General features: G+C 58.3%; 17 protein-coding genes. 10 read left to right on the top strand and 7 right to left on the bottom strand.

Features of this window, described 5'->3' with window-relative positions:
• Positions 1–5 precede the first annotated feature (5 nt).
• Complete coding sequence (gene trpS / locus EMQ_RS04085; RefSeq protein ID WP_010667096.1) at positions 6–1,001, top strand: tryptophan--tRNA ligase; 996 nt, start codon at positions 6–8, stop codon at positions 999–1,001.
• Between the two features lie 17 nt (positions 1,002–1,018).
• On the top strand, positions 1,019–1,516 hold the full coding sequence (locus tag EMQ_RS04090; protein WP_010667097.1) for a CinA family protein: 498 nt from the start codon (positions 1,019–1,021) through the stop codon (positions 1,514–1,516).
• Between the two features lie 106 nt (positions 1,517–1,622).
• On the opposite strand, the gene EMQ_RS04095 is transcribed toward EMQ_RS04090, so the two are convergent.
• Positions 1,623–2,435, bottom strand: a complete 813-nt coding sequence (locus tag EMQ_RS04095; RefSeq protein WP_010667098.1) for a mechanosensitive ion channel family protein — start codon at positions 2,433–2,435, stop codon at positions 1,623–1,625.
• A 351-nt stretch (positions 2,436–2,786) separates the two neighbouring features.
• On the opposite strand from EMQ_RS04095, the gene hslV reads away from it, so the two are divergent.
• The 3 genes from hslV to EMQ_RS04110 are packed head-to-tail and all read left to right on the top strand — an operon-like array spanning position 2,787 to position 5,154.
• Positions 2,787–3,377, top strand: coding sequence for an ATP-dependent protease subunit HslV (gene hslV / locus EMQ_RS04100; RefSeq protein WP_010667099.1), 591 nt, complete (start codon positions 2,787–2,789; stop codon positions 3,375–3,377).
• A 2-nt stretch (positions 3,378–3,379) separates the two neighbouring features.
• Entirely contained in the window at positions 3,380–4,693 is a 1,314-nt protein-coding gene (gene hslU / locus EMQ_RS04105) for an ATP-dependent protease ATPase subunit HslU (RefSeq protein ID WP_010667100.1), read from the top strand.
• Positions 4,693–5,154, top strand: a complete 462-nt coding sequence (locus tag EMQ_RS04110) for a SufE family protein (RefSeq protein WP_010667101.1) — start codon at positions 4,693–4,695, stop codon at positions 5,152–5,154. Before hslU ends, EMQ_RS04110 begins: the two co-directional genes overlap by 1 nt.
• 192 nt (positions 5,155–5,346) lie before the next feature.
• Here the strand turns inward: EMQ_RS04110 and EMQ_RS04115 are convergent, their stop codons facing one another.
• Positions 5,347–6,699 (bottom strand): lipase/acyltransferase domain-containing protein, encoded by a 1,353-nt coding sequence (locus EMQ_RS04115; RefSeq protein WP_010667102.1) that lies wholly within the window; start codon positions 6,697–6,699, stop codon positions 5,347–5,349.
• An 83-nt stretch (positions 6,700–6,782) separates the two neighbouring features.
• On the opposite strand from EMQ_RS04115, the gene EMQ_RS04120 reads away from it, so the two are divergent.
• Positions 6,783–8,096: a S8 family serine peptidase gene (locus tag EMQ_RS04120; protein ID WP_018308414.1), complete on the top strand. Its 1,314-nt coding sequence runs from the start codon at positions 6,783–6,785 to the stop codon at positions 8,094–8,096.
• Between the two features lie 109 nt (positions 8,097–8,205).
• Here the strand turns inward: EMQ_RS04120 and EMQ_RS04125 are convergent, their stop codons facing one another.
• The 5 genes from EMQ_RS04125 to speB form a co-directional block, all read right to left on the bottom strand.
• Entirely contained in the window at positions 8,206–10,152 is a 1,947-nt protein-coding gene (locus EMQ_RS04125) for a response regulator (protein WP_010666958.1), read from the bottom strand.
• Complete coding sequence (locus EMQ_RS04130; RefSeq protein WP_010666959.1) at positions 10,149–11,942, bottom strand: ATP-binding protein; 1,794 nt, start codon at positions 11,940–11,942, stop codon at positions 10,149–10,151. The genes EMQ_RS04125 and EMQ_RS04130 overlap by 4 nt, the downstream gene beginning before the upstream one ends.
• Positions 11,943–11,944: 2 nt before the next feature.
• The gene (locus tag EMQ_RS04135) at positions 11,945–13,066 is read right to left on the bottom strand and encodes a response regulator (RefSeq protein WP_010666960.1); all 1,122 of its coding nucleotides are present in this window, start codon (positions 13,064–13,066) and stop codon (positions 11,945–11,947) included.
• Between the two features lie 278 nt (positions 13,067–13,344).
• Positions 13,345–14,835: a Ppx/GppA family phosphatase gene (locus EMQ_RS04140; protein ID WP_010666961.1), complete on the bottom strand. Its 1,491-nt coding sequence runs from the start codon at positions 14,833–14,835 to the stop codon at positions 13,345–13,347.
• 548 nt (positions 14,836–15,383) lie between these two features.
• Positions 15,384–16,427, bottom strand: a complete 1,044-nt coding sequence (speB, locus tag EMQ_RS04145; RefSeq protein WP_010666825.1) for an agmatinase — start codon at positions 16,425–16,427, stop codon at positions 15,384–15,386.
• Positions 16,428–16,716: 289 nt separating this feature from the next.
• On the opposite strand from speB, the gene EMQ_RS04150 reads away from it, so the two are divergent.
• The 4 genes from EMQ_RS04150 (at position 16,717) to ureC (ending at position 19,948) form a co-directional block, all read left to right on the top strand.
• Positions 16,717–17,547, top strand: coding sequence for an urease accessory protein UreD (locus tag EMQ_RS04150; protein WP_010666823.1), 831 nt, complete (start codon positions 16,717–16,719; stop codon positions 17,545–17,547).
• A 67-nt stretch (positions 17,548–17,614) separates the two neighbouring features.
• Positions 17,615–17,917 (top strand): urease subunit gamma, encoded by a 303-nt coding sequence (locus tag EMQ_RS04155; protein ID WP_010666822.1) that lies wholly within the window; start codon positions 17,615–17,617, stop codon positions 17,915–17,917.
• Positions 17,901–18,242, top strand: coding sequence for an urease subunit beta (locus tag EMQ_RS04160; RefSeq protein ID WP_010666821.1), 342 nt, complete (start codon positions 17,901–17,903; stop codon positions 18,240–18,242). Before EMQ_RS04155 ends, EMQ_RS04160 begins: the two co-directional genes overlap by 17 nt.
• Positions 18,242–19,948, top strand: coding sequence for an urease subunit alpha (ureC, locus tag EMQ_RS04165; protein WP_010666820.1), 1,707 nt, complete (start codon positions 18,242–18,244; stop codon positions 19,946–19,948). Before EMQ_RS04160 ends, ureC begins: the two co-directional genes overlap by 1 nt.

Below are 19,948 nucleotides of genomic sequence, written 5' to 3' on the forward strand. Positions count from 1 at the left end.
CAAGAATGACACGTGTATTTTCCGGCATCCAGCCGACCGGTATTCCTCACCTCGGCAACTATCTCGGTGCGATCCAGAACTGGGTTGCGTTGCAGGCAGACCATGAATGCATCTTCTGCCTGGTTGATCTTCATGCACTGACAGTCTGGCAAAACCCTGCTGATCTGATCGTGCAGACCCGTCAGCAAACCGCCGTGCTGCTCGCCTCCGGGATCGACGCCGAAAAACACATCCTGTTCAACCAGTCCGCTGTCAGCGCCCATACCCGGCTGGGATGGATCTTCAACTGTGTGGCCCGTCTTGGCTGGCTCAACCGGATGACCCAGTTCAAGGACAAGGCAGGCAAGGACCGGGAGAACCATTCCGCCGGTCTGTATGTCTATCCCAACCTGATGGCCGCCGACATTCTGGCCTACAAGGCCGTGAAGGTTCCCGTGGGCGATGACCAGCGCCAGCACCTCGAACTGGCCAACGACATCGTCAAGAAGTTCAATCACGACTACGAAATCGATTTCTTTCAGGAGATCGAAGCTCTCATTCCGCCGCAGGCCGCGCGCGTGATGAGCCTGCGGGATGGCTCCAAAAAAATGTCCAAATCCGATCCATCGGCACAGAGCCGTATCGATCTGACAGACGACGCGGATACGATTGCCCTCAAGATCCGCCGCGCCAAAACCGATCCGGAGCCCCTGCCCTCCTCCATCGAAGGACTGGTGGACCGGCCCGAAGCCCGCAATCTTGTCGGCCTGTATGCAGCCTTGAGCAATCTGACGCCGGAGCAGGTTCTTTCCCAGCATGGCGGCGAAGGCTTCGGTCCTTTCAAGAAAGCGCTGGCCGATGTCATGATCGCCCGTATTGAACCGATTGCGAAAGAGACCACCCGTCTGCTCGAAGATACCGACCATCTCGATCATGTGCTCCGCACCGGAGCCGCACGGGCTGCGGCCATCGCCAATCCGATCGTGGATGAGGTGGAGCGGATTGTCGGTCTGCTGAAATAACATCCGGAGCAACAGCCATGACAGCCATCCTGCCTGCTGAAGTGCTTGAAAAGTCCGCCACGGTTCTTGAGCAACTGAAAGCGGCAGGGTTGATGGTCGTCACGGCCGAAAGCTGCACCGGCGGTCTGGTGGCGGGAGCGCTTACGGCTCACGCTGGTTCATCTGCGGCGGTAGCCGGTGGATTTGTGACCTACTCGAATGCGATGAAGCAGGCGGCGCTCGGCGTGCCGGAGGACATGCTCGCTCAGAGGGGTGCCGTCAGCGAACAGGTGGCGCGGTCAATGGCAGAAGGTGCTCTTGCCCATGCACCGGGAGCAGACATTGCCGTCTCCCTGACAGGCGTCGCCGGGCCGGATGGCGGCAGTGAGGCGAAGCCGGTCGGGCTTGTCTGGTTCGGCCTGAAACGCGCTGGCAAGCCGCCCCTTACGCAGAAGCAGATCTTTGGTGGAAACCGAACGGAAGTCCGTGCGCAGGCCGTTCTGCACGCCTTGCAAATGATACAGGACAGTCTCTGAATTTTCTGTCTGGCGTCTCGCGCACCAACGACTGCCCTTCCAAACAAACAGGCCGCCCGAAGAGTTTCGGACGGCCTGACTTTGTTATTGAAGACTGATCAGGATCTCACGCGCTGGCGCGTGCGCTGATCCCCAGATGGTAGCCTTCCTTGTTGAGGATCTTGATCGCTGCCTCGGCATATTTCGCGGTCAGAGCCGATGCGTTGCCGGGAGTGCAGTGAAAACTCAGGGAAACGGCGATATTCGCCGATTGCGGCAGGAAGGACACGGAGGGCGCCGGTGTGGCCAGAACCTGTTCGTCACCCTGCAACAGGCTGAGCAGAAGAGCACGCGCCTTGTCGAGATCATCGCGGTAATCGATCAGCAGGCCAACCGTCGCCACGACACTCTCGGCCTGCGAACTGTTGATCACGACATTGTTCGAAAGTGCACCGTTGGGCACGTAGATGAATTCATTGTTCGCATCCCGCATGACGGTGCGGAACATTTCGATTGAAACCACAGTGCCCGAGCTGCCACCGGCCGTGATGGAATCTCCGACCTCAAAGGGACGGAACAGCAGGATCAGAACGCCGCCTGCGAAATTGGCGAGACTGCCCTGAAGCGCCATGCCGACAGCCAGTCCAGCCGCACCGAGCACGGCGACAAACGAGGTCGTGGCAATACCGACCATCGACGCCACGCTGATGAGCAGAAGCGCTTTCAGCAGAAGCCCGACCACACTGAGAAGAAAGCCCCGGAGCGTCGGCTCGACATGACTGGCGGCCATCATCCGTCCCATGGCGCGGGTCACCATGTTGATGACGGTCCAGCCGACCAGAAGCACGACGAGAGCAAGAACAAACTGCCCGACATAGCCCAGTATGACCGGCATCAAGTTGTTGACCTGCGTCCAGAGCGAAGTAACCTGCTTTTCCATCAGTATCCTCAATCGTTTGATAGAGCTTTGTCCGGTGCTTACCGTCTAAATGTGAGTGGATCATGACAGGCCCTTGCGCACAGGGCACTGCTGGAATGTCATCAGATCACCCTCCCCACATGCGGAGCGGCAACAGATATTATCGTCACTGACCTGTTCAGGAGAAAATCCATCTCCTTTTATGGCCATAGCAGCATCCCTCATCCACTACAGACGCCATCACAAACGCTCGGGGTCCCAAACAGGGCGTCCTTTCTGTCCTCGTCCCATTTCCATCGTTCACCACTCTCCCCCTTATTCCGAGCCCTTTCCCTCTTGAGATTGCCTCCGGAAGGACTATCTCTGTGAGCCATGAACACACATCAGTCTTCTCCCCACGATCCTGTCGGCTGGCATGGCACCACCATCATCTGCGTACGCCGGGATGGAGAGGTCGCCATGGCCGGAGATGGTCAGGTTTCCCTCGGCTCCACGGTGGTCAAGGGCAATGCCCGCAAGGTTCGACGCATCGGCTCGAACCAGCAGGTACTCGCCGGTTTCGCCGGAGCGACCGCCGATGCGTTCACGCTTCTGGAGCGACTGGAAGCCAAGCTGGACCGTTTCCCCAACCAGCTTGAGCGCGCCTGCGTGGAACTGGCGAAAGACTGGCGCACAGACCGCTATCTGCGTCGTCTGGAAGCCATGCTGATTGTCGCGGACCGGCAGGGTTCGTACACGGTGACGGGCAATGGCGATGTGCTTTCGCCCGAGGACGGCATCATCGCCATAGGATCAGGCGGCAATTACGCCCTGTCCGCAGCGCGTGCGTTGCTGCCGATAGAAGGACTGACGGCCAGAGAGGTTGCACAGCGGGCGATGAAGATTGCCGGCGACATCTGCGTCTACACCAACCATTCCGTGACGATTGAAACCCTGCACTCAGATGATGAGAAGGCGGCGTAATCATGACCATCAATCATTTTTCCCCCGCCGAGACCGTCACTGAACTCGACCGCTACATCATCGGCCAGAATGACGCGAAGCGCGCTGTCGCCATTGCCCTGCGCAACCGCTGGCGTCGGGCACAGCTTCCCGAGGGTCTGCGCGAGGAAGTTGTTCCCAAGAACATTCTGATGATCGGCCCGACCGGCTGCGGCAAGACCGAGATCGCCCGCCGTCTGGCCAAGCTGGCGCAGGCTCCCTTCATCAAGATCGAGGCGACCAAATTCACAGAGGTCGGCTATGTCGGCCGCGATGTGGAAAGCATCATCCGCGACCTCGTGGAAAACGCCATCGTCATGCTGCGTGAACAGCGCCGCAAGGATGTGCGCCCGCGCGCCGAGGAAGCCGCCGAAGAGCGTCTGGTCACCATTCTTGCTGGCGAAGCCTCCTCTGCCGACACACGCTCGCATTTCCGCAAGCTCCTGCGCAGCGGCACGCTGGACGACAAGGAAATCGAGATCGCCATCACCCCCGATCCGACAACCCAGAGCGGCGGCGATGTCCCCGGCATGATGCCCGGCGGTCCGATGAATTTCGGCGACATGATGAAGAACATCATGGGCCGTGCGCCACAGACCCGTCGCCTCACCGTTGCCGCTGCCCGCGAACAGATCGTGCGTGAGGAAGCCGACAAGCTGCTGGACAATGACGCGCTCAACCGCGACGCGGTGCAGCATGTGCAGGATAACGGCATCGTCTTCCTCGACGAGATCGACAAGGTCTGCGCACGCTCGTCCGAAGGTTTCCGGGGTGCAGATGTGTCGCGTGAAGGCGTGCAGCGAGATCTGCTGCCGCTGATCGAGGGCACGACCGTCTCGACGAAATATGGTTTTGTGAAAACGGACCATATCCTCTTCATCGCGTCCGGTGCGTTCCATCTGGCCAAGCCGTCCGATCTGCTGCCGGAGCTTCAGGGCCGTCTCCCCATTCGTGTCGAACTCCAGCCGCTGAACCGTGACGACCTCCGTCGCATCCTGACCGAACCGGAACATTCGCTATGCAAGCAGTATGTTTCCCTGATCGGCACGGAAGGCGTGACTCTCACCTTCACGGATGGTGCAGTCGATGCTCTGGCCGAACTGGCCGCCGACGTGAATGAGCGTGTCGAGAATATCGGCGCCCGTCGTCTTGCTACGGTCATGGAGAAACTGCTAGAGGATGTGTCTTTCACAGCCTCTGAGCATCAGGGCGAAACCATCACGATTGATGCGGACCTCGTTCGTGAGCGTGTGGCTCCCCTTGCCCAGCAGGGCGACCTCAGCCGGTTCATCCTCTGATGCTGGGCGAGGCTTTTGTCCGTCCGGAGGACGATACCGCTGTGGACGCCATCGAAGCGATTGGCGACGAACTGGCGCTCTTTGATGACTGGATGGACCGCTACCAGTACATCATCGAACTTGGGCGCAAGCTGCCTCCCTTCCCCAAGGAATGGACAGATGACGCGCATCGCGTTCCCGGCTGTCAGAGTCAGGTCTGGCTTGAAGCTCAGATGGATGACGGGACAATGTACTTTGCAGGCGCATCAGACGCCGCCATCGTGATGGGGCTCGTAGCCCTGCTGCTGCGGGTCTATTCCGGCCGGACGCCTGAGGAAATTCTGGAGACAGAACCGTCCTTCCTGAGTGATCTGGGACTGGTGCAGGCTCTTTCCACCAACCGGGGAAACGGCGTGGAAGCGATGGCGCGGGCCATTCGCTCGGCAGCTGCTCAGGAAAACGATCGCTCATCCGAGGAGTGACTGTTTTCCTGTCTTGCTCTTCCGGAAAAATATAACCACTGAAAGAGCATTGGGATCTTCACATAACGGAAGACTGTTTACGCCTTCATCCTGTTATATTCGCGGGCGGAGCCCAAGGAAAACGGGCGCAGACCTTTCAGACTGACACCCGGAACTGACACCCGGAAGATCGTCAAAACCGATGGGAACCGTTCAGCTGACCACAAGCACCGAACGGGGTCCCCCCACCTTCTGGCCATCCTTGTCGAAAAGCTGAAACAATAGCACGGCGCGTTTTTCAGGCGCCGTGAATTCCAGCGGAATGCTGCGCACCGGACCGCCGTCATAATCCAGCCGCACCTGCTCTGGCGCATCCTTTTGAGTCTTATCAAAAACACGGATCAATTCGACGACGAGATGGATGCTGCTCACTGTTTCGGTGGCCACAACAGCAACAATGAAACGCTCACCGGGAGAGACAGACTCCTTGACTGGCTGGAGCGAGAAGGTAACGGCCTCGGCGCTATTCACCGCAAAAAGTCGTCCACCTGGCAGGTCTGGACGCAGCACGGCCCGCAGCATGGCCATTGCCTCGCTGTCGAAGCAGACATCAAGATGCGCGGCGGCGACGTAGCGAACGGGCAGACCCGGTGGCGCAGCGCTCCAGAGCGGCACCGTGCCGTCGCCGGAGTTCTCCTCGTCCACTGCTGTGATCCCTTTCGGCAGATCGTAGTTGGCGACGACTGTCTTCTGGGCATTGCCGGCAATAGCGAGATACGGGCACGGTGACCGGAAGCCTGGCCCGATAAACGGAAGCGCGCCTGCAAACGCTTCTGCTGCTGCGACGGCGCCGGGAACCAGCTTCAGCTTCTCATAAACAGCCTTATCGAACAGATTTAGAATATTGAACCCCGTATCCGGGTCGGGCGCCAGCAGTACTGGCACGCCGGGACGCGGCAACAGTTGGTAGGCTGAAGGAAAAGCCGGGTTCGCCAGCGCGGCGCGGCACTGCTTGGCCGAAAGGAATATTTCGGGACGAAGGCCCAGCACATTTTGCATCGCCACCGGCGCACCGAGATGCGGTGTCGCGAGCAGCGCAAGAAGCCGGAGGTTGAGTCCCGCGGGAATACCTATCTTCTCCAGAGCATAGCGAGCCAGCAATCCGCCCATTGAATGCGCGACGATTGCCACCCGCTTGCCTTTCAAGTCCGGCTGGGAGAGACGCGTGTGCAACGTCTTCGCGCTCTCCCGGATGTCTTGTCGCCAGTCATAGGGAAATGGAACGAGACTGCCACGCTTCTCGCTATAACCCATCTGTTCCAGCGATTTGAGAGCCTGCCCGTAGCCTGAAAAGTGGTAAATAGTCTGTCCAAACAGCTTGAGCGGAACACTGCGCAGGACATCCGTCGCCCGGATCGTCGTGCTTGTCGCCAGAATATTCACCAGCCGATCCGGATAGGATTTGAACAGGACCTGATCAGGCGTTCCAGGCCAGATCGTCTCTTCACCATCGACGAGAACGCTGCCGCAAATTCCGGGCACGAAGACAATCGTATCAATCGGCATCGCACATTCGTCCTGTAAATTTATTATTTATTATGATATTAGTTATTCTATAATAAAATAAATTAGCCAGCAATGGTGGTATTATGGATGATGCCGAATATGTGATCTTTGAGAGTTCACCGCCTCCCGTTAATTGGGCGCTCAATGGTTTTCGGCTTGGGTCTGCGCCGATCGCTTCTGACATTGCCGAAACTCTGCAGACCGTCACTTCCGTTGATGACGATTCCGGGTTTCGTCGCAAAAACGCGCGGCCCGATCTCACCAAAAAACTACGGGACAGATCCGCACCTGCGAAGATCCACATCCTTAATAGCCCGGAAGCAGCGGCTATAGCCCGCGTTGGCGGTCAGGATGTGATGCGTGTGCCCTTTATGCCGATTCGGCTCATTCCGCAGTTCGATCAGCAGGCAAGTTCCCAGGACGGAAGTGCGTGGGGCATTGAAGCCATGCAGGCCCATCACCTGCCGAATGACCAGCAGGGACAAGGCGTAACCGTCGCCATCCTCGATACCGGGATCGACAAGAACCATCCAGCATTCAAGGGTCTGATCACAGAGGAAAACTACAAGGACTTTACCGGTAACGGTTTGACCGACAACGTGGGGCACGGAACACATTGCGCAGGCATCATTTTCGGTCGACCGGTAAACGGTCAGCGGATCGGCATCGCTCCGGGTGTCAGCAGGATACTCGTTGGCAAGATTGCCGACAATAATTTCGTGACAACGACAAAGGAACTGCGTGAAGCACTGACGTGGGCAGTTAGTGAAGGTGCCGACATCATTTCACTTTCGGTAGGACTGGACTTTCTTGGGCATAAGAAAGCATTGGAAGATCGCGGCTTTTCCGAACGGGTAGCAATGGCGCAGGCTTTAAACGACTACAGGGATTATACCCGCTTTTTCGATGCGCTGATGCGGACAGTCGTAACGCCGGGTGTGGCAGAAAAATCCGCCCTGGTGATCGCAGCCTGCGGGAATGATAGCGATCCATCAGACAGAAGGAGGGTGCCCGCCACGCTGCCTGCAGTAGCGGACAGCGTCATTGCCGTATCAGCTCTCTGTCGGGCAGGGGACGGCAGTTTTTCGGTTGCGCCATTCTGTAACGCACAGGCCAATATTTGTGGGCCAGGTGTCGGCATCCTTTCGGCTGCACCGAAAAGAGAACTGACGACAATGAGCGGCACAAGTCAGGCAGCGCCGCATGTAGCAGGGGTCGCCGCACTCTGGTGGCAGCATCTGTCACTCAAAAAAGGTCAGCCACCCACTCCATCCGAAGTTCGCGACGAACTCTTCAGTAACGCAAACAGCACTCTTATAACGGGTGAAAGTGGGTCCGATAACATCGGTCGAGGCCTCGCACTCGCTCCACCGCCCTATCTGCCTGCTGAGCCTTAGCTGCCTTCAGGCTCAAATGGATCTCCTGCTTGTTCCAATAACTCGAAAACAGCATCTCTCCTTGCTGATTCAAGACTGGCATCCCCCCCTGTATTTCATCCCTACTTCCCTACTTCGCAGGAATAAGATCCTCTACCCCGGACAACAGGGCCTCGCGTGTAAAAGGCTTGGCCAGCACGCGGGCATCGGGGGGCAGGATGGCGCGATCAGCAAACCCTGTGACGAAAATCACCGCCAGATCAGGACGCAGGACCGCAATCCGACGCGCGCATTCATCGCCGTTCATCTCGGGCATCAGAAGATCCATGACGACCAGGCCAATATCCGGGCGGGAACGAACCAGATCGAGTGCTTTCGCCCCACTGTGGCATTCCAGGACCCTGAAACCCGCTTTTGCAAGAAAGCCGACTGTCACAGCCGCCACGGCAGGATCATCGTCCACCACAAGGATACTACGCTGATTGTTGTGACTGTGATGCGTTTCCGTTGGTCCAGGCTGTGTAGCTCCCTGACTGCCGTCCTTGCTGATTGCCGGCAGCCAGAGTTCAATGGAGGTTCCGACACCGGGATTGCTGGAAACCCTGACATCGCCGCCATTACGCTGCACGAAGCCGTACACCATCGGCAGTCCGTGCCCGATCCCTGAGCCGACTGATTTTGTCGTGAAAAACGGCTCAAAAATACGGGCCTGTGTTTCCGGTGTCATGCCGACACCACGATCGGCCACAGAAACAACAACGTAATGCCCCGGAGGCAGGGGCCGCCCGGATCGTCCGACCACCATGTTTTCCCGCTGATCTTCCAGACTCAACCTCATGGCTTCAGCAGAAATGATGATCTCGCCACCTTTCGGCTGGGCATCGCGGGCATTGAGGCACAGATTGACCAGAGCGACTTCCAGCAACGACGGATCGGTGGACGCCTGCGGCAGATTTTCATCGGGAAGTCTGAGCCTGACTGGAACAGCGCGAGAACCACCGCCGCCAACACTCTGCGCCAGCAAACCCTGCATCTGTCCCAGCAGTTTCGGCACATCGACGGGACGACGGGCAAGGTCACGCGGGCGGCTGAAATCGAGCAGTTTCTGCGTCAGCACTGCTCCCCGGCGCGCCGCATCCATCGCATTGGTGAAAAGGCGGCTGATATTGGGGTCGGTTGGAGGCTGCATATCCTGAACAAGTTCAAGAGAGCCCAGGATGGCGGTCAGAAGATTGTTGAAATCATGGGCAATGCCGCCGGCCAGTGTGCCGATGGCCTGCATCTTGTCAGCCTGACGCGCCCGTTTTTCCATTTCGATCAGATCAGTGACATTCTGGTCGATCAGCACCGAGACGGGATGAACGGCAGATGTCTCCGACGGCAAAGCCAGTTCAACCCGTGAAATCCGATGCCAGCTTTCACGACCATCGGGACCGACCCGTCGTACGCCCGGAAATTCATCAACTGTCCTGAGATTATCGGCGCTTCTTGTTTCAACAGGCACATCGCCCAGCAGAGCGGTCTCCGCCTGTCCGATGCACTCCTTCAATGGCCGCCCAAAGGCCTCCGCCGCCAGCGCATTCAGCCGCGTGATACGCCCTGCCGTATCGGTAATCGCAAGCCCCAGTGGGAGATTGTCGAACAGGCTCCTCAGCAGGGCGCGTTCCGTATTCAGTTCACAGCGTGTGCGATATCCGGCAGCCGCTTCCCGCACCATGGCCAGCAGGCTGCCTGCCTCCCACGGTTTTGCGGCGTAAAAGGAAATCGCACCGCGATTGAGCGCGGAAACCACCGTATCGAGGTCCGCATAACCGGTAAGGAGAATTGTCCCCGCATCCGAGATTTTACGGGCTTCGGTGAGGAACACGTCACCGGTCATGTCGCGCATGCGCTGGTCAGAAATGATGACTGAAATATCTGGATGATTGCCAAGAAGACTCAAAGCTTCCTGTGCGCAGGAAGCCTGAATGATCACAAATTCGTCATCCAGTAGATCAGTGAGAGCAATCAGGATTTCAGGCTCGTCATCAACGATCAGAATCTTATCCTGATGAATACCTCCAAGTATCGTGTTCATGGCAACTGTTCCACAAGAAAAGCCGTTCCTTCTGCTGTCTCCGGGGGCAGACAAGGGATTGCTACAGTGAAACAGGCCCCACCCATGGAAGATTTGGAAACCTCAATCGTTCCTCCATGAGCCTGCACGATGCCGTATGCCGTGGCAAGGCCAAGGCCGGTTCCTTCACCGACAGGCTTTGTTGTGAAGAAAGGTTCAAAAACGCGTTCCCGCATGAAAGGGGAAATACCTGGTCCATTATCGCATATGGAAATCAGATAATGGCCTGCCGTCCCATTCTCTGCGTCGCCAAGATCAGTGCTGATACTGATCTGGGGAATTCTCTGGTCGCCTTCCGGCAGGGAAAGCAGGGCATCGGCTGCATTACTGATGATGTTCATGACGACCTGATGCACCAGCGCGACCTGACACCGGAGAACGGGTGGTGCATTGAATACGAGATCCACCTTGATATTTTCAGAGAGTTTTGGAGACAGCAGTGCGAGCACGGTGGTGATCGCTTCCGGAAGATTCACGTCTTCAAAAGCGCCCTGATCCAGTCTGGAAAAACGTCTCAGACTGGAGACCAGATCCCGCATGCGTCCAAGCCCGATTGAAGTCGCCCCGAGGCGATCCTGCCCTTTCTCCAGCAGCGCCCGGACACTTGCTACATCTCCTTTATCCAGCGCCGACAAGGCCCCTTCCAGAGTACGGGAAACCGTCGTTTCATGCGCAATCACAAAAGCGAGGGGATTATTGAATTCATGTGCAATACCGGCAACCAGTTCACCGAGAGACGCCATCTTTGCTGACTGCACAAGCCGCGTCTGCGCCTCAATGAGCTTACGGTTGGCCGCACCGAGTTCGTCGTTGGCCTGTTCCAGCGCATCCGCCAGAACCGTCTTGGCCCGTGCGCCCTCCATGGCAGCATCCCGTGCAGCGCGTTCAGCCTCGCTTCGCCGCCTCTCGTCGAGAATAGCCTTGCGATAGAGCAGGCTGCGGACATGAAGAAGCAGGATCTCGACACTGACTGAAGACCCGACGCAGTCATCAACTCCAGCTTGATAGGCTGCAACGACGTCAGCTTCTTCATCTCTTCCAAATCCAAGCAGACGCGGTGGCGTCAGCGTGGTGACGAACGATGTATAGCGCTGCCTGTCGAGCAGACGGCAGAAAGCCAGTCCATCGAACGCACGGGACGACAGGTCCACAACCACACAATCAACGGCGGGCAGCCAGAAATCAGGCGCCCCAGAAAGAGCGGAAGGATCAAGCAGGATCGTGTCCACACCTTCCCCTTTAAGAAGATCCACAACGGGCGGCGTGGTCTCTCCCTGATCGGACTGTGCAGGCCAGTATCGCAGGCAGCCATCGCCCATCGTGGCGATGGCCACGGTTGGGCGCCTGAACCGCTCCTGCATCATGGCCTGAGCGGTAATTTTCAGGCCACGCAACAGCGTTTCGATCCGCAAGGCGAGAAAGGCTGGGGTCACATTACGAGAAACACAAACATCAATACCAGCCCTGAAGGCTTCGCACATCATGGCTTCATTATCAGTCAGCATGATGATGGGCAGCGAGCGTGTGAGCCTGTTGAGACGAAGCTGGCGTGTCATCTTGCATCCCGTCATACCGGGCAAGGAAAATTCAGTAATCAGAATGGCCGGAGGCCGCTGATCGAGACTGTCAAGCGCCGCCTCTGCGTCTGCGACAACATTGACCTCATAGCCGTGCCCGGTCAGTCCTGCGGAAAACCGGTCCGTTGTCTCAGACTGTCCAACCAGAAGAACGAGGGGCTTGTGATTGCTCATACCTATGCACCGGACACTGCCTGTTGCGCGCTGAGACCATCCAGCAACGTCACGAGATGGCTGACATTCGCGTATGTATCCGCAGCCCCGATCCTGACTGCGGTAAAAGAACTGCGGGCAAACGGGCACAATGCGGGCAATTCCACAAAGGCGCGCCCCCCTGCCCGCTTCAGAAGGGAAAGACCAGCAACCCCTGAGGAGTGAAGCCCTCCCAGCATAACCGCGACCATCTCTTTTGCCGCCACTTCAGCCGCCGAGGCGAGCAGCACATCAAAACCGTTTTCTCCCGATGGGGTCAGAGGCGCAGCCCACGGACCATCTGGCAGTCCGGCAAGAATGACGCCTTTGTCGTCTGAAGCCACCACCCGTGGCAGGGCGGAAGCCGCCACAACATTCAACGACCCGGCCTTCAGAGGCTGCCCGGTAGCGAGGTCCGCCAGCTTCGCACCGTTTTCAAGCGTTTCATCCAGCCAGCGCACAAACTCTGGCAGCAGAGATGGCGCAAGCGCTGTCACCAGAACAACCGGTATGGAAGCAGCGAGATCGCAGTCCTGATAGACACGCAGAGCCGATCCAAGAGCTCCTGTCCCCGCCATCAGAAAAAGAGCCCGAACCGGAAAGGCTGAAGCATCCGTCTGCACTTCCGGCGCATCCTGACATGACTGCAGTTCCTTCACCTGACGCGCAAGGCTCACAACCCGGGCAACGGTCTCTGACGAGGAAAGTGCTGCTTCTGTCCTCATGACAATATCAAGAGCACCGGAGCGAAGACATTCAAACGCCCGATCAAAATCCTCTTCCCCAGCATCAGCCATGATGATGATCGGAACCGGGCGCCTGACCATGATGGATCGCGTGACCTGCAATCCATTCATCCCGGCAAGGGCTGACCGGAGTAGGATCACATCCGGAGACGAAGTCTCAAGCGTGGTGAAAACATCCTCAGCATCTTCCGCCTCGAGGCAGTCGGAACAGTCTGGGCTGGCGGCAAACACACGACGGACAAGCGCACGGATTTCGGGATCATTGTCGGCCACCAGTACACGCACCGGCAGTCCCTCGGGAGTAGCCTGACGTATAACCGCTGTCGGCTGTGAAAAGACCTGATCCGCTGTCGTCACCATTCGACTCCCGTGAAGGCGCGCTATTGCATGCCTGCAACTCCATCTCACCGCGACACAAAAAACGGGCCCTGAAACAGTCTGTTCTGGGCAGAAAGCGGACCATGCCTGCACACGACATAAACAGAGCGTGAAGCATACCGCTTTTCATCGCACCTGACTGATCGCAAGTGCGTGTACTATCTGGCCCTTTTCAGGCACAACCCAATCCGGACAAGAGCGCCATATTGCGTGGCGTCAGGTCGTTAACGGGAGTAGACAATATCTGCCACAGCGGCTTTTCAGACAGAAGGCACTTCATCCACACGGGATTCGAGACCCATGATTTGCCCCAGTCGGGTCAGGCGGCGACGCACGGAGTCTCCACGCACAGCCACACGCGCCGATGTGAGATACAGGCACAGACCGTCCTTTTCCCGCTCCAGCCTTGTGCCGCTGAGCAGCGTTTCGGTGCCGCCACATAGGGAATAGGCCAGTCTCAGCGAAAGCCCGAGCGTAAAACCCCATGTGAAGGTATCAGCATCGAGCAAGGCGCGGGCCGGAGCCAGCCAGCCGGCATCGACCTCACCTTCGTACCGCACGGCGAGGGCAAGCGCGAGCGCAGCCCTTGCCTGATGATCGATCCCCCCGCTCTGCATCCACAGAATACGCAGAAACGTCTGTTCAGCCCGATATTCCGGGTGGTCGTGACTGCCAACGTCAGACAGCCAGCAAGCCACTTTTCTCAACCGTTTCTGACGCTCTGATTCCTCGGGGAAAATCACGGAGATCCAGTCGAACAGCGCCTCAGGCAGGGTGGTGCTACGGCCAAAACGCTCACACATCTGCCGCGCCATGGCTTCAAGCGGGTCTTCCTGCTGAAGGCCCGGCGCAACGTTCAGCACATACCAGCCTTCCCGCAGACCATCGACGCAGAACACGATGCGATCGGGAGAAACCCGCTTGACCAGACGACGCAGAACGGTTGCCGCGAAAGGAACATCATCCAGTCGCTTTCTCGGCGCTCCCGGCAGGCGCTCGAGAACTTTCCGGTTGCTCTGGATCAGCCAGCCCGTCATCTCGCGCGCCATCTGGGGCGTCAACGTATAATAATGAAGGATATTCAGCGGGTAGCTGGTACGGGCCATCTGCAAACGCGCAAGAGCACGGAAAGCGCCACCGACAAGATAGAGCGTCCGGCCTTTCATGCTCTCCAGCCACTCGACTCCGGCAAGCTCCGCATCGGCTATGGCTTTGGCCGCAGCCAGATCACCATTGGCCCGATCGCTAAGACGAATAACGCCCAGCGGCAGGGTGTTGGCGTCATGACGCCCTTCCGAATCAATCCTGATCAGTTCCAGCGATCCACCGCCGATGTCAGCCACAAGACCGTTTGCTTCCGGGATGCCACACAGAACACCGAGCGCCGCGTGGTCAGCCTCTTCTATCCCCGACAGGATGCGGATGGGCACATCCGGCATGATCTCCCGAAGAGAAGCGACAAATTCGGGACCATTCGCAGCGTCACGCACGGCGGCAGTCGCCAGAATCTCGAAGGGATCGGCATTCATGCCGCGGGCGATGGCGTGAAAACGGCGCAGTACATCCACGGCGAGCGCTACACCTTCTTCATTCAGCCGTCCCGTATGGGTCAGGCCCCGTCCAAGACGAAGGACGGCTTTTTCATTGAAGATGGAGACCGGATTTCGTGAAATCCCGTCAAAGACGACCATGCGGACGGAATTGGAGCCAAGGTCGACAACGGCGGAACGCGCCGGAATGTCAGCCTGCATGCATGGTTCTCCCCTGAAACGGCAAAGGGATCAGTTCCATGAACAGTCTCCCGAACGCACCGCGCCGCGCAGTGTCTGTCAAACGATACCCAACGCCCTATAACCGATGAAAGCCGTGAAACCCAACAGAGAACCTTTCCCACCCGAGGTTTCAAAGCTCAGGAACAAGTTAAAACACTGATATTTATTAATATTTTTTTCGATTTATGCTTTCTCCAGAGGAGACAAACCCCTTAAATCTTCCGGGAAAAGCCTTGGCTGAAACTTTTCTTAACAAAGCTGGCAAACTGGAATGCTGTCGGAAACTGAAGGACAGGAACCATCATTCCGTCCGGCACCATCATTTTGACGGTCAAGTCTGGCTGTTACGAACGCGCCCGGACCGCGTGATCACTCAACGACCGGCATTTTCTGCTGACTGTATAAGGTCGGTCGGCTTGCCCAGTCCGACCACCGGAACATGACGCCATCTCTACAAAAACAAAGCGCCGATATTTCCGATAAATATCCCCCTGCGACACAAGCCGTAGGGGGGATTTCTCTCCGCATTAGCGGGCGGCGATTTTTCCCGCGATCAGGCTGAAGATCTCGAACAGAATCTGGGCCCCAGCCTGCGCCGTGTTGGTGGTCGCATCATATTGCGGCGCGACTTCAACAACATCGCCACCAACAATATCGAGACCGTCGAGACCGCGCAGCAGTTCCAGCGCCTCGCGGGTGGTCAGACCACCTATTTCTGGCGTGCCAGTGCCGGGTGCGAAAGCGGGGTCGAGGCAGTCCACGTCAAAGCTGACATAGACAGGACCGGTCCCGACGACCTTGCGCACGGTTTCCAGAATGGCGTCGGTTCCCAGCTTCGGCACTTCTTCGCCATGAATGACGGTCATGCCAGAATCCTTCGAGAACTCCCAGAGATACTCGGAGGAGCCGCGAATGCCGATCTGCACGCAGCGTTCCGGGTCCAGAACACCGTCCAGAACAGCGAGACGGAACGGACCGCCGTGATGGAACTTGGCGCCCTCATACTCGCCGCTAGTGTCGCAATGCGCATCGAAATGCACCATGCCGACGGGTTGCTTCGCCCCGACCGCCTTGAGGATCGAGTAGCTGATGGAATGGTCGCCGCCAACAGACAGCGGAATCACACCGGCATTCACCAGACGACCATAAAATTCCTGAATATCCTCATGGGATTTTTCAAGACTGAACCGGCTGCGAAAACCGACATCGCCAATATCGGCCGCCTTGCACATGCTGGAAGGCACACGCTTCAGAACATGCTCGTAAGGACCGATCCGCTCGATGTCACGTACGGCGCGGGGCCCGAAGCGCGAACCGGAACGGTTCGTTACACCCAGATCCATCGGCACGCCGACAACAGCCACATCCAGACCGCCAAAGTCGTCAGATGACGCGGCATCCGGACGATAGGGCAACGACAGGAAGGTCTGCACACCAGAATAGGGCTTGCTGCGCCGATCGCCATCAGAAAACTGCGTCGCGGCAACAGCCTGGAATTCCGGGTCGAACATGTCACTGCCCGAAGCAGCGCCATATTTCTTACGCAGGGCTTCCAGTTTTGTCGTGTCCATTGGTCTCTTCTCTCCCTGCACCATGATCCTGCAGTAGACTGGAACACATTCGTAACGGGAAAACCATTGGATCGAAACGAAGTTCAGTTTGATCAATCATGAAGCAAGACGCTCAGGACTGTATATCCGGGTCTAATATGCTCCGGATTTTCCACATCCATCCGCCCCCCTACGCATTTTCCCCCATTGCGACATTGGCAGAAGGCGTATTTCTGTGCTGCATGGAGGTCATGCACCATTACACCGCTGAACCGTTCTCTGCTCCAGCGTCCATCATGACCGGCATGAAATGAGTCACCCTGTTCTTCTTGAACGGGCCGTCGGCGCTTATGGGCTGGATGTCCGCCTCTCCGGAGACGCCACACGGGTTGCCGGACTGAAACAGCAGGGCTGTTGCCGCATCCTGATGCCGCGTCGACCAATGGGCACACCGGAAGCCGTGCTGGTCAATGTCTCCGGCGGCATTGCGGCAGGAGACCAGATCACCGGAGAGATTGTCTGTCGCACAGGAAGTTGCCTGACCGTTACGACACAGGCGGCGGAACGGATTTACAAGGCGCGCGAGCAGGATGCCCCCGCCCGCATCGAAGCGCGCTGCCGGGTCGAAGCCGGAGCGCGTCTTGACTGGCTGCCACTGGAGACGATCTTTTTCGACCGGAGCGCGACATCTCGCCTTCTGGAAATCGAAATGGCCGGAGACGCGATCTTTCTTGGCTGCGAGACACGGGTTTTCGGACGTTCCGGCTCTGACGAAACGGTCGAGCATATCCGCCTACGGGACCGCCTGCGGGTCAAACGGGGCGATGAACTGCTCTGGGTAGAGTCGCTGATTGCGGAAGGGCCACTAGCGAGGCTTCTGGAACAGAAAGCCGTCGCCTCCGGACGGACGGTGATGCTGACATTGTGGCTGGTCGCGCCGGACGCAGAGACATGGCTGCTCCCCATCCGGGAAGCGCTCGACACGCAGGAGAAAGATGTGGAAGCCGCGGCCTCCGCTTGGAATGGCATGCTGGCGGTTCGTGCGCTTGGAACCAGCAGCCTCGCCATCTCACGGCTCTCCCGGCGTCTGCTGTCCATTCTTCGGGAAGGGCGAGGCGATCCGGTGACGTGGCGCACATGATGAGGCAGGATCGCATGAAAGAATGCTGGCGGACGCGCTGTAGGCTGGACAAAGGAGCACTCGGGTCATGAAACTGACGCCTCGGGAAAAAGACAAACTGCTGGTGGCCATGGCGGCCATCGTCGCCCGAAAGCGGCTGAAGCGTGGGGTCAAGCTGAATTACCCGGAAGCGATCGCGCTGATCACGGATTTCGTGGTCGAAGGCGCACGCGATGGCGCGAGCGTGGCCGATCTGATGGAACGCGGCGCGCATGTCATCACCCGCGATCAGGTGATGCAGGGCGTGGCCGAGATGATCCACGATGTTCAGGTCGAAGCGACCTTTCCCGATGGCACAAAACTGGTGACGGTTCATGACCCGATACGCTGATCCCCTCCCCCCCGGCGCCGTCCCCGGCGAGATCCTGCCCAAAGCAGGCGACATCAAACTGAACGAGGGCGCGAAGCGCGTCACGTTGCTGGTCACGAACACGGGTGATCGTCCGATTCAGGTCGGCAGCCACTATCATTTTGCTGAAACAAATCCGGCGCTGAAGTTCGACCGCGACAAGGCGCTCGGCTGGCGTCTGGACGTGCCGTCCGGTGGCGCACTGCGTTTCGAGCCGGGACAGGAACGCGAAGTCACACTCGTACCATTCCGGGGCGCACGACGCGCGATTGGTTTCCGGGGCGACGTCATGGGGGAGATCGACTGATGGCAAGACTGAGCCGCTTTGACTACGCCATGACGTATGGGCCGACGACGGGCGACCGTCTGCGACTGGCCGACACGGCGCTGGTGGTCGAGATTGAAAAAGACTTCACCATCTACGGTGAGGAAGTGAAATTCGGTGGTGGCAAGACCATCCGCGACGGCATGGGTCAGTCCCAGCGCACGAACGCCGAAGGGGCTGTGGATACCGTCATCACCAATGCGGTGATCCTCGATCACTGGGGCATCGTGAAGGCCGATGTCGGGCTTGTTGGCGGGCGCATCCACGCCATCGGCAAGGCGGGCAATCCGGACGTGCAGCCCGGCGTGGACATCATCGTCGGTCCCGGCACGGAAGTCATTGCCGGTGAAGGCAAGATCCTGACGGCGGGCGGTATCGACAGTCACATCCATTACATCTGTCCGCAGCAGATTGAGGAGGCGCTGTCGTCCGGCATCACCACCATGCTCGGTGGCGGTACTGGTCCCGCAACCGGCACGGCGGCGACCACCTGCACGCCCGGTCCGTGGCACATGGCGCGGATGCTTCAGGCGGCGGAAGGGCTTCCCGTCAATCTGGCCTTCGCGGGCAAGGGCAACGCCTCCCGCCCCGAGGCGCTGGAAGAAATGGTGCGTGCCGGGGCAAGCTGCCTGAAGCTGCATGAGGACTGGGGCTCTACTCCTGCCGCGATCGACTGTTGCCTGTCGGTCGCCGACCGCATGGACGTGCAGGTGATGATCCACACCGACACGCTCAATGAAAGTGGTTTTGTCGAAGACACCATCGCCGCCTTCAAGGGGCGCACGATCCATGCCTTCCACACCGAGGGCGCGGGCGGTGGTCATGCCCCCGACATCATCCGCGTGGCGGGGCTGCCGAACGTCCTCCCCTCCTCCACCAATCCGACGCGGCCTTACACGATCAACACGCTGGACGAGCATCTCGACATGCTCATGGTGTGCCATCACCTGAATCCGAGCCTGCCGGAAGATATCGCCTTCGCGGAAAGCCGCATCCGTAGGGAAACCATTGCTGCCGAAGACATCTTTCACGACATGGGCGTGTTGTCGATGATGTCCTCGGATAGTCAGGCGATGGGTCGTGTGGGGGAAGTTTCCATCCGCACATGGCAGACGGCGCACAAGATGAAGCTCCAGCGCGGCGCGTTGCCGGGCGATGGCGATGCGGACAACAACCGCGCTAAACGCTACATCGCGAAATACACGATCAATCCGGCCATCTCGCATGGTCTGGCGCATGAGGTCGGTTCGGTCGAAGTCGGCAAACTGGCTGATCTCGTCCTGTGGGATCCGGCTTTCTTTGGCGTGAAACCTGATCTTGTCGTCAAGGGTGGTGCTATCGTCTACGCAATGATGGGTGACCCGAATGCCTCCATTCCCACCCCGCAGCCGGTGCATGGACGGATGATGTTCGGTGGGTTCGGCGGTTCTCTTGCTGCGACCTGCATGACCTTTGTGTCTCAGGCTGCGCTGGAAGATGACATCGGCCATAAGCTCGGTCTCAGACGACATCTGTCGGCTGTGTCGAACACCCGTGGCGGCATCGGCAAGCGGAGCATGATCCACAACGACGCAACCCCGGTGATCGAGGTTGATCCTGAAACCTATGAAGTGCGTGCCGACGGTGTGCTTCTGACATGTGAACCTGCGGAGATCCTTCCCATGGCCCAGCGTTATTTTCTGTTCTGA

This window comes from Acetobacter aceti NBRC 14818, from assembly GCF_000193495.2.
Lineage (GTDB): Bacteria > Pseudomonadota > Alphaproteobacteria > Acetobacterales > Acetobacteraceae > Acetobacter > Acetobacter aceti.